Source organism: Erythrobacter sp. SD-21, from assembly GCF_000181515.1.
In the GTDB taxonomy this organism is placed as follows: Bacteria; Pseudomonadota; Alphaproteobacteria; order Sphingomonadales; family Sphingomonadaceae; genus Qipengyuania.
On sequence record NZ_ABCG01000009.1, the window covers coordinates 14796 to 26409 of the forward strand.

Genomic DNA, 11614 nt, shown 5'->3' on the forward strand with positions numbered 1-11614 from the left:
TACCCATCTCAAAATCCGTAATAGATCGGTGTGGTGGGAGGTGCCTCGGCGGGGCGGGGCAGGTGATCACCCCAGCGCAGCACGGCTTCCGGTCCGCTCCAATCATGAATGCCCTGATCCAGCGTCACTGTCGAACCGCAAGACAGGGTTTTTCCATCGATCGCGGCGCGGCCTTCGCATTCCAGCGTGTATTCACCCGCCAATACGATCTCGAAGCGGTCGGCGGCGCTGGCGATGGTCTTGCCGGCCACCCAGACCGGACCCCAGTGCTCCACATAATCGTCTCGAAGGATCGCACCGTCTTTATCGAGCAGGCGGAAGTCTCCCAGCTTGTTGGTGCCAAAAACCGCATCTTCGAGAATGGGAGTGTTGAGGATCAGCAGGGGCGGCTGGTCCCGTCGGATCGTGGCCGCGAGCGGCGGATGCTTGCCTTCGAGATATTGCTCGGTGCCCCAGGTCGACATGAAGAAGCCGCTCTTGGGGAAGGAGGGGATGATGCCGTTGCGGTCGATATAGGATACCGGCTCGGGAAAGGCTTCGTGCACGGCCTCGGCAATCTGGCGCTGGGCCGACTGGTCCATTTGCCAGCTCGAGGCGAGGCGGATCGCGACGAGCGAGGCCATCGCAGCCACCAGCGCCACGCGGTGGAGGGGCTTTGCGATGCGCGAGGCGCCTGCAGCGGCCAGCAGCGCGGCCGGAAGGAGGATGAAGGGAAAGAAATAGGAAAAGGCGTTGCGATAGAAGACGAGGCTGACGAGCGGCAGCGCAAACAGGAGGAGAGCGATGCCGAACACCCGTCTGTCCTTCTCGCCGATCCGCTTGAAGGCAAACCACAGGCCAATGACGATAAGCAGCAGGCTGAGCACGCTCTGGCTGATCCACAGGGCGATGTAGGGCCAGCGCGGGAACAGCGCTTGCGAGAAAACGACCTTGTCGAGCACGTCCAGGCTGCCCGAAGCGAGCGTGGTCTTGTCGCCGGGGGCGGTGATCATGGGGGCTGAGGGAAGACCGCGGGCGTGCCACAGCCAGAGCGCGACCAGCGCGGCGATGCATACTGCGCCTGCTTTGGCGAAATGGCGCAAGACAGGGATGAAGCCTTCCGTCTCGTCCTCGCTCATGCGCAGGAGGAAAGCGCCAAGAAAGGCCGGCAGGAAGAAGGCGGATTTCAGCGTGACCATGAGGCTAAGCGCCGCCAGCAGCCCTGCGAAAACGGCGCGCGACCAGGCCATTCGCCCGCAGACCAGCACGGCAAGCGAGACCATCATCAACACACCCGCAAAGGGATCCGCACGGAAGCTCGCCCCATGCGCCAGCGCAAAGCCCGCAGCGCACCATGCGGCAACCGCCAGCAGCGCTTCGCCAGTACCGAAGAACCGGCGGGCGATACGGTAAAGGCAGAAAAGGCTCCCCGCTTCGCACAATAGCATGAACAGGCGCCCATAGACGACCTGGTCCGATTCGCTTCCCGGCAGCCCGCTCAGCCAGGCGAGTGGCCGCACGTAGAACGTTTGCATTGCGGTGGTCAGCCGGTCTTCCCCGAACGCGTAAATGTGCGAAAGGAAGTAGTATTCGTCCCAATTGATGTTGAGACGGAAAGCCAGCGCCAATTGGGCAATGGCGAACAGCAGGAGGAACCCGCCCGCGGCAAGGCGATCGACCGGAATTCTGGCGGTCATCGGCGCTGAACGACGCGCGGCGTTGCCATGCCGATGGACTCAACCTTGGCGCTGGCCTCGGCTGCCTTGGCGTCCCGCTCATCAAGGCGGGCTTCCAGCTTGCGAAGCTTCTCGAGCGAGGCTTCGGCGAGCTTGCGGTTGGCGCTTATGAGGTCGGCGAGGATGCCGAGCAGGCAGGTGATCGCGCCGAGCAGCAACACCGCTCCGCCGATCACCAGCGACTGGACGTGGCCGTCGCCATTGCCTTGGAGGAAAAACCACAGGAAGCGCAGGATCGGCAGGATGCCGACGAAGATCAGCACCATGCCAGCGCCGCCGAAAACCTTAAGCGGATTGTAAGTGGTGTAGGCCCGCGCCACGGTCATGCCGGTCTGCTGGATGAACTTCGGGATCGAACTGAACAGGCGCGAGGGACGCGCGGCCGGGTGGGTGCGCACTGGCGTGCTCGTGATCCGCATCCGCTTGCGGCCTGCCTGGATCAGCATATCGGTGGTGTAGCTGAAATCGGTAGTGATGAAGATGCGCTGGGCGGCTTCGCGACTGATTGCGCGGAACCCGCTGACGGCATCGGTGATGTCGGTTTGCGAAAGAGTGCGCACCACCGTGCTGCCGAGCCGTTGGAGCATCCGCTTGAACGGACCGAAATGCGCGTTGTCGCGCACGCCGCGGTCGCCGATCACGATGTCGGCATCGCCCGAGACGACCGGCGCCACGAGTCTGGCGATGTCCGCGCCTTCGTATTGGCCATCAGCATCGGTGTTGACGATAATGTCCGCCCCGTTGCGCAAGGAATAGTCGACCCCGCTTTGGAAGGCGGCCGCGAGCCCGCGGTTTCGGCGGTGGCGCACGACATGGTGCACGCCGTGCTTGTGTGCGACCTCAGAGGTGCCATCCGAACTGCCGTCGTCGATTACGAGGATCTCGATCGTATCCACACCGTCGATCGCCTTCGGCAGGGCGGCCAGCGTGTCGGGAAGATGGTCGGCCTCGTTGAGGCACGGAATCTGGATGATGAGTTTTGTCACTGATGTCCCTCGCGTCTCCCCTCCAGCTACCAACCACCTCTTAAGACTCCGTAAAGCATGATGCCGCGCATGATGCCGGACATCCGGCCCGAAAGTTTCCGTACGGTAAGCCATCCGTTAACCACTCCTCCCTAGACCGGTCTGCGAAGGGGCGCGCTCAAGGATGGCCCCATCGACGGGGGCAATTCATTGACACAATCGGGTTTGATGCCCATCGACCGGATGGTTTCCAGGTCGCCTGCGGCAATTGGCGGAGGCGTGGCCGAAGGGTTCGAAGCGGTCGTCCCGGCTTTCTCGACGGCGCTCGAGGCGCGATCGGCGCTGGGTGCGTCCTGCACGATCTACCACCGCGGGCAGAAAGTCGTCGATCTCCACGGCGGCTGGAAAACAAAGGACCGAACGCGGGGCTGGGATAGCGACACCGCTACGCTGGTTTATTCGCTGACGAAGGGATTGACCGCTATCGCCGCCGCCGTGGCGGTCTCGCGCGGGCTGTTCTCCTACGAGGAACGGGTTGCCGACATCTGGCCGGAGTTTGCCGCGCAGGGCAAGGACCGGATGAGCGTGGGCGAGGCACTGAGCGAGCAAGGCGGGCTTGCCGCCATCGATTTCAAGCTCACGCTCGACAATCTCACCGACGAGGACGCGATTGCTGAAGCCATCGCTGCGCAAAAGCCCAACTGGACGCCGGGCGAACACGCCGGCAACCACGCCTACACGCTCGGCTGGATCGCCAGCGAACTCATCCGCCGCCGCGACCCGCAGGGCCGCAACCTCGGGCGTTTCTTCGCCGAGGAAGTCGCTGCTCCGCTGGGCGCAGACGTCTGGATCGGCTTGCCCGACAGCGTGGATCGCGACCGTCTGGCGCGGATCGAGGGCTTCAAGCTGCAGGACCTCTTCATACACCGCACCACCATGCCCTGGGCGCTCACTTTCGAGATGTGCCTGCCCGGCACGCTGGCCTTCCGCACGCTCAACAACCCGCTAATCATGCAGGGCCCCGGCGCGCTCGATTGCGAGCAGTTCTGGCAGAGCGGGCAGGGCGGGGCAGGCGGCATCGCGTCTGCCGATGGTCTTGCGAAGGTTTACCAGGCCTTCACCGCCGGCGGCGAGGCGCTGGGCATCACGCCCGAAGTCATGCGCCACCTCACAGAGGGACACAGGCCCCCTTCAAAGGGACTGAAGGACAAGGTGCTGAGCGCCGAAATGTATTATTCGCTCGGTTTCGAAAAACCGTTCGAGAAATGGGAATTCGCCCGCACCCGCAGCGCCTTCGGCAGCTTCGCAGTGGGCGGTTCGCTGGCCTATGCCGACCCGCAGGACGAGGTAGCCTACGCGTGGATCACCAACACCCTCGGCACCGGGAAGTGGGACGACCCGCGCGAAAAGATCGTGCGCGAGGCCTTCTACTCCTGCCTGGAGAATATCGCATGAGCATCGCCCATATCGTGTTGTCGGACCTCCATCTCGGCGCGCGTGACAGCCTGCTGACCCATGTCAACGGCGCGGACGAAATCGCCGAGGGGCCTTCGGAAGTCCTGGCAAGCTTTGCCAACGCGCTGCGCGAGACGCTGAAGGAGGGCGAGAAGCCGCAGCTGGTGCTGCTCGGCGACGCTCTCGATCTCGGCCTCTCGCCCTTCGGCGATGTGTCCAAGAGTTTCCTCCAGCTGATCGACGCCTTCTTCCCGGCAGAGGGCGGTGAAATCTTCAGCCGCGAGATCATCTATGTCGCGGGCAATCACGATCACCACCTCTGGCGCATGGCGCAGGACCATCGCTTCGTGCGTTCGGTGATGAAGGGCGAGATCCCGGGCGATCTCGAATACGTCACTACCATAACCGGCACGCCGACGCATCGCTGCCGCATGATGGAATCGCTGATCGCGCACCGTCCGCACATGGCGGGGGCGCATGTCCACATCGCCTATCCCAATTGGGGCCTCGCCGACCGTAGCCGCAACCGCGCCGTCGTGATGCACCACGGGCATTACGTCGATTCCATGTACCGCGCGCTGTCGAACTTCCGCAGCTTCCTCGAGGGCAGCGAGACGCGGCCTGCGACCATGCGCGAACTCGAAGAGCAGAACGGCCCGTGGATCGATTTCCTGTGGTCCGACCTCGGCAGCGCCGGCAAGATCGGCGGCGAGGCGGGCACGCTTTACGAGACCATGCTGAGTGCGGGTGCCAGCCACGACATGGCCGGAAGCATCGCGCGCCGCGTCACCGGCGGGCTGCACGCCAAGCTTGGCATCAATCCCAAGATGGAACTGAAATACGGCATCACGCTGGACAACCTCATCCGTGCAGGTGTCGACCTCACCGCCGGGCGCGGAGCGGAAAAGCAGCGCGAGGGTTATCGCCATGTGCTGGGCGAGGACGAGGTCGACGATATCGGCTGGTATCTCGGCACGCCCATGGCCGCGCAGCTGCGCGAGGAACTGGGCGAGCTGCCGCAGGAACTGCATTTCGTCTTCGGCCACACGCACAAGCCGTTCCAGGACGAGCTGATGGTGGAGGGCTACGTCCTGCCCGTAGGCGTCTTCAACACCGGCGGCTGGGTGCTCGACGAGCCGGGCCTGATGCCGGTACAGGGCTGCGCCGCCATGCTGGTGTCGGACGAGCTGGAAGTCGCCTCGCTCCGCCTCTTCAACGATCCGGTCGACGGCGTGATGCTGCCGGTCCGCGTCGAAGGTAGCGGGCGCGAGACGAAGCTGGTGGGCGAAGCTGCCGCAGCCGTCGAAGCGGCCGCCTCGCACTGGGCCGATTTCTCTCGCGCCGTCCATGCGCGCATCGACGAGAAGGGCGCCAAGCGCGTGCGCCGTTTCCTCGAGACATCCGAACACATGCGGGAGGCCGCGGAATGACCACCCTGCAGAAACGCATCGCCAAGCCGCTGTCGCGGGCGAAAGCGCATTATACCGTCGTCGTCATCGGCTCGGGCTATGGCGCGGGCGTTGCCGCCAGCCGCCTTGCGCGCGCCGGGCAGGATGTCTGTGTGCTCGAACGCGGCAAGGAATTTCTGCCGGGCGAATACCCGAACAAGATCGCGGACGCACAAAGCGCAATGCAGTTCAACGCCAAGGGTGGCCGGATCGGCGAGCCGGATGCGCTGTTCGAAGTCCATGTGAACGAGGACCAGTACGCCCTGGTCGGCTGCGGCCTCGGCGGCACCTCGCTGATCAACGCCAATGTCGCGCTCGAACTCGACAAGCGCCTGCTCTACGAGGCGCACTGGCCCGCCGCCTTCCGCGAAAACCGCGAGGAGATCGACGCCTATTACGAGCGGGCGCGCGAGATGCTTTCGCCCAATCCCTATCCCGACAGCTACCCTGCGCTCGGCAAGCTGGAGGCGCTGGAGCATTCGGCCAAGGCGATGGGCAAGCGTTTCTACAAGACGCCGATCAACGTCACCTTCGAGGACAAGACCAACCGCTTCGGCGTGCCGCAACCGGCCTGCACCAATTGCGGCGATTGTGTTTCGGGCTGCAATGTCGGCGCGAAGAACACGACGCTGATGAACTACCTTCCCGATGCGGCGAACCATGGCGCGGAAATCTTTACGCAGGCCAAGGTGCTCTGGATCGAGCGCAAGGGCGAGCAATGGCGCGTCCATCTTGAGGCCAATGGCAAGGATGCGGGGAAAGGACCTGCAAGCATCACCGCCGAGCATGTCATGCTGGGTGCAGGCGCGATCGGATCGACCGAAATCCTCCTGCGCTCGCGCGACAAGGGCCTGCCGCTGTCCAAGCGCCTCGGTCACGGTTTCTCGGGCAATGGCGACGGCCTGGGCTTTGCCTATGACAGCTATTTCAAGGCCGAGAAGCAGGGCGATGTGCTCACCGCGCAGCCGATCCACGCCATCGGCGTGGGCGCGAACCAAGTCTCCAAGGAAGCCTATCCCGGCCCCTGCATCACCGGCGTGATCGACATTCGCGACACGAAGGACGTGACGAAGGGGCTGGTAATCGAGGAGGGCGTGGCCCCCGGCATCATCGGCGCCGCGCTTGCGCCCGCCTTCTTCTTCGGCGAGGCGCTGGCCGACGGGTTCACCCGCTTCGGCATGGACCAGGTCAAGCCGCGCCTGCTCGACGCCAAGGCGATGGGCGAGGCGTTCCAGGCCGATCCGGCCAGCATCGGCGAATGGGCCTACAAAGGGCCGCTTTCGCGAATGCAGACCTATCTCGTGATGAGCGTCGACGATTCGCATGGCCAGCTCGCGCTCGAGGATGACCGCATCACCGTACGCTGGGCCGATGCGGGCAAGCAGGACACCTTCACCCGCGACGACGATCTGATGCGCGAAGCCGCCGAAGCGATCCAGGCGCAGTATTTCTCCGACCCGATCTGGAACGCGCAGATGGGCCGCAAGCTCATCACCGTCCACCCGATCGGCGGTTGCGGCATGGGCGACGACGCGGCCAGCGGCGTGGTGGACGACACCTGCCGCGTTTTCGCGGGCGAGGCGGGCACGGATGTCCACGAGGGTCTCTACGTGTGCGACGGGGCGGCGCTTCCGGGCGCGGTCGGCGTCAATCCGCTGCTGACCATCACCGCCGTGGCCGAACGCGCGCTCGAGAAGATGGCGCAGCGAAACGGCTGGACCATCGACTATACGCTGAGCGCAGAAGGTCCGCTGCCGGAGCCGGTGGAAGACGATTGCGGCGTCGACGACGAACCGTTCAAGGTGAACTTCGGCGAGAAGCTCGAACTCTCGGTGGCGAAATGGGTCGCCGGACACGCCATCGACCCGGTCTCGCGCCAGATCGAGGCGGCGGCCCTCCATTTCGAGAGCGACGCCATCGACAAAGGCAAGGCGGCAATCCGCAAGCTGGTGAAGGAGCATCCCGAGGCGATGAGCCCGGGGCTCGCCTTCACCGAGACCATGGCCGGACATATCAGCGCCAAGGGCTGCCACCATCGCCCCTGCGACCACGCCGAGCGCATTCGCGACGATTACGCCAATGGCGCGGCATGGGGACGCTGCGAGGGAAGCGAATGCAGCTTCCTGCTGACCGTCACCACCGAGAACCTCCATCGCATGATCGAGGAGCGCGAGCATCGCTCGGCGATCACCGGCACGGTGCTGGTGAGCGCGATTTCGCCCGACCCGCTTCCCGTGCGCGAAGGCACGTTCCGCCTGCTGGTGGCCGATCCGGGCCAGCCGGAAAGCTGGAAGATGCTTTACGACATGGTGCTGGAAGGTCCCGAAGGGCCGATCCACTTCCATGGCTTCAAGACGCTGCAGCAGCGCGGCAAGTCCGATCCCTGGACCGATCTCACGACGCTGTTCGTCACCCTGCGCCACGGCGAGGACGAGAACGGGGAGCTGATCGGGCGCGGGATGCTCAGGCTGGGCGTCAACGAGTTCATGCGCCAGCTGACCACGATCGAGGTGCACGATGCCGACACGCTCGTCGGCCATGTCGTGAACCTCATCCCTAAGGCGAAGAAGGCGATCGAGACCGTTTTCGTCGGCAAGTATGCTGGCTTCTTCGCCATGACCGTCTTCCGCGCCTATGGCGGGATGCTGGCGACGCTCAACGACTTCCCGAAGACCGACGCGAAAAGTTTCGTGGCGCGCGAAATGCGCCTGCCGCCCGCCGAACGCCACATCGTGCCGACGGGAGACGGGGTGAACATCGGCCTCACCCGCTATCGCGGCGGCACGCGCGGGCCGCTGGTGCTGGCACCTGGCTTCTCGGTGCGCGCGTCGAGCTTTGCGACGCCGACCGTGGATGAAAACCTCACCGAAAGCCTCGTCGCCAAGGGTTACGACGTGTGGCTGTTCGACTACCGCGCCAGCAACGATGCGGGCAACGACATCGAGCGCCCGCCCGAATTCACCATCGACCACATCGCCCGCTACGACTGGCCCGCAGCGGTTGATAAAATCCGCAAGGTCACGGGTGCGGAAAGCGTGCAGGCGCTGGCGCATTGCGTGGGGTCGATGAGCCTTCTCATGGGTATCGGCGCGGGCCATGTCTCGGACGTGCGTTCGCTGATCAGTTCGCAGCTGACGCTGCACCCGGTCACCGACTGGCTGAACTACCTCAAGGCCGATCTGGGCGTGGCAGGCGCGCTGTCGCAGATCTCGTTGCTCGACGGGCATCTCGATTTCGTGAGCCAAGGGACCGAGACCGATTACGAGATCGACGCGGTCGCCTACCAGATCCCCGTGCCGGACGGGCAGGCCTGCAAGAACCCCACTTGCCGCCGGGTGTTCGGCGTGTTCGGTCCAAGCTGGGACCACTCGCAGCTCGGCCACGACACGCACAACGCGCTCGGCAGCATGTTCAGCCGCGTCTCGCTCAAACCTTTCGAGCAGCTCTGCACGATCATGCACGACGGGCTGGCGGTGAATGCGGACGGCCAGGCGGTCTACACCTCCGCCGATGCAGCGCGCCGGCTGGCGCTGCCGATCAGCTTCCTGTCGGGTGCGACCAACCGCATATTCTACCCGGAAAGCGGGCAGCGCACGCGGATGTGGCTGGCCGATCACAACGGCAGCGACCTCTATCAGCAGCGCGTCGTGCCCAATTACGGGCACATGGACCTGTTCATCGGCTACAACGCGCATCGTGACGTGACGCCGGTGATCCTCGAACAGCTCGAATGGCTGGACGCGCAGGCCGAAGCGACCGGAGAACGCCGCACGGCGTGACATGCTCACTTGCGGGGCGGCGGGAGCGGGACTAGTCACGCGCCATGACCGACAAAGCTACCATGACCGGCCGCCCCGTAATCTCCTCGACCGGCCTCTTCACCCCGTCCGAAAGCATCACCAACGAGGAGCTGGTCGCCAGTTTCAACGAATACGTGCGGCGCCACAACGCGGCGAATGCCGAGGCGATCGAGGCGGGCGAAGTGGAACCGCTCAACGAAAGCTCGGTCGAATTCATCGAGAAGGCGAGCGGGATCAAGGCGCGCCACGTGATGGCGAAAGTGCCGGTGCTCGATCCGGAAATCATGGCCCCGCGCTGGCCGCAGCGCTCGAACGACGAGCTGTCGATCCTCGCCGAAATCGGCGTGAAAGCGGCGACACAGGCGCTGGAGCGCGCTGGGCGAAAGCCGGAAGACGTGGACGCGGTGCTTTGCGCGGCCTCCAACATGGAGCGCCCCTATCCGGCGATGGCGATCGAGATCCAACAGGCGCTAGGGATCGACGGCTTCGGTTTCGACATGAACGTCGCGTGCTCGTCCGCCACCTTCGGCATCCAGACCGCGGCGGACTATATCCGCTCAGGCAACGCGAAGAGCGTGCTGGTCATCAGCCCGGAGATTACCAGCGGCCATCTCAACTGGCGCGATCGGGACAGCCACTTCATCTTCGGCGATGTGGCGACGGCAGTGCTGGTGGAAGATGCCGCCATTGCCCCTGCCGACCATTGGGACATCCTCGGCACCAAGCTGAAGACGGTTTTCTCGAACAACATCCGCAACAACTTCGGCTTCCTCAACCGCGCCTATCCCGACGATGCGGGCGGGCCGGACAAGCTTTTCGTCCAGGAAGGGCGCAAGGTCTTCAAGGAAGTCGTGCCCATGGTCGCGCAGATGATCGTGGACGAGGCCGAGCGGCTCGATCTCGATCCGCAGGGCCTGCGCCGCCTATGGCTGCACCAGGCGAATACGGGCATGAACCGCCTGATCGCGCATCGCGTTCTGGGCCATGAGGCGAACGAAGACGAAAGCCCGACGGTGCTCGACACCTACGGCAACACATCGAGCGCGGGCTCGATCATCGCCTTCCACCTTCACAGCAAAGACCTGGAGGCCGGCGACACCGGCCTCATCTGCAGCTTCGGCGCGGGTTATTCGGCCGGTACGGTGTTCGTCCGCAAGTCGGCCTGACCTCCCGGGACCGGCACGCGGTCCCACGCCTCGAACACCAGCTCGGCGAATTCCCAGATTAGCCAGACGGCGACGAGGCTGACCAGCCCGTCGAGCGCGTAGTGATAGGCGAGGTGGACCGATCCGATCCAGATCACCACCATGAACCAGAAGAAGAAGCGTCCGGCCTTCACCGAGGTCTCGCGCGCGGCCAGCCAGAAGAGCACGCATACGGCGATGTGCATCGAGGGCATGGCGCTGATTCCGCGGCCGAGACCGTTGTCCGCGCTGAGGTAACTCGCCAGCAGCATATCCTGCACCGGCACGGTCATCACCGGCACCTGCTCGTTGGCCGAGCGCAGATAGTCCATCTGGGGCGCGAAGTCGGGGATGCCGAGGATCGGTTCGACGAAGACCGGCCCTACTGACGCCAGCCATGTCGCCAGCAAACCGCCGACCAAGGACCACGCCATGGCATAGCTCAAGAAGAACTTGCGCCTGACGCCCTTGTACACGCCGGGCGCGATCGCCACGACAGCCACGCCGAGATAAAGCAGCAGCACCCAGAGGTGATAGAGCACGGCGAGCGTCGCCGACACCACCGGCCAGCCGAACACGGGCTGCAGCACTTCCCACGCATCGTAGCCGAACAGCAGAGCCCGCTCCCAGGCGATGAAGGTCGGGTCCCAGTCGAATTCGCTAAAGAGCGGGATCATCGCCTTCAGGCTTGAGAAGACGGGGATCAGGATGGCGCACATGAGCAGGAGCGGGACGCTTGCCGCCAGCGTGGCGAGGGCGGAACGCGTCAAGTACCGCTCTCGCGCCCAGGCGAAGGGGCGGGCGGGCCGATCCCGGAACAGGCGCCAGATAATATCGACAAAGAACCAGGCGATGGCGCCCGTGTAGATGAGCTGGATGCTCGTGGTCGAACCCGCGTTGTCATAGGGAATGTCGAAGCGCGACCACAGGTAAAACACCACCGCCGCGCAGGCGAGACCGTAGAAATAGAGCGGAAATTCTCCCCACCAGCGGCGGGCAACCTGCGAGAGCGTGTTCATAAGCTGGCGTTTACCATGATTGGGTGAA

Annotated in this window: 7 protein-coding genes; 4 read left to right on the top strand and 3 right to left on the bottom strand. The window is 64.4% G+C overall.

Annotated features, from left to right (window positions below):
• Positions 1–8: 8 nt before the first annotated feature.
• The gene (locus ED21_RS12990) at positions 9–1676 is read right to left on the bottom strand and encodes a glycosyltransferase family 39 protein (protein ID WP_006834383.1); all 1668 of its coding nucleotides are present in this window, start codon (positions 1674–1676) and stop codon (positions 9–11) included.
• The gene (locus ED21_RS12995; RefSeq protein ID WP_006834384.1) at positions 1673–2701 is read right to left on the bottom strand and encodes a glycosyltransferase family 2 protein; all 1029 of its coding nucleotides are present in this window, start codon (positions 2699–2701) and stop codon (positions 1673–1675) included. The genes ED21_RS12990 and ED21_RS12995 overlap by 4 nt, the downstream gene beginning before the upstream one ends.
• Positions 2702–2959: 258 nt before the next feature.
• Here ED21_RS12995 and ED21_RS13000 point away from each other — a divergent pair, with 258 nt between their 5' ends.
• From ED21_RS13000 to ED21_RS13015, 4 genes are read left to right on the top strand one after another with little or no spacing between them, the layout of a single operon-like run.
• Positions 2960–4135, top strand: a complete 1176-nt coding sequence (locus ED21_RS13000) for a serine hydrolase (RefSeq protein ID WP_233995763.1) — start codon at positions 2960–2962, stop codon at positions 4133–4135.
• Positions 4132–5565, top strand: a complete 1434-nt coding sequence (locus ED21_RS13005) for a metallophosphoesterase (protein WP_006834386.1) — start codon at positions 4132–4134, stop codon at positions 5563–5565. The genes ED21_RS13000 and ED21_RS13005 overlap by 4 nt, the downstream gene beginning before the upstream one ends.
• Positions 5562–9362, top strand: coding sequence for a GMC oxidoreductase (locus ED21_RS13010; protein ID WP_006834387.1), 3801 nt, complete (start codon positions 5562–5564; stop codon positions 9360–9362). Before ED21_RS13005 ends, ED21_RS13010 begins: the two co-directional genes overlap by 4 nt.
• Before the next feature lie 44 nt (positions 9363–9406).
• Positions 9407–10549, top strand: a complete 1143-nt coding sequence (locus ED21_RS13015) for a beta-ketoacyl-ACP synthase III (RefSeq protein WP_006834388.1) — start codon at positions 9407–9409, stop codon at positions 10547–10549.
• On the opposite strand, the gene ED21_RS14875 is transcribed toward ED21_RS13015, so the two are convergent.
• Entirely contained in the window at positions 10510–11586 is a 1077-nt protein-coding gene (locus tag ED21_RS14875; protein WP_006834389.1) for a phosphatase PAP2 family protein, read from the bottom strand. The two genes, ED21_RS13015 and ED21_RS14875, sit on opposite strands and share 40 nt — an antisense overlap.
• Between the last annotated feature and the right edge of the window lie 28 nt (positions 11587–11614).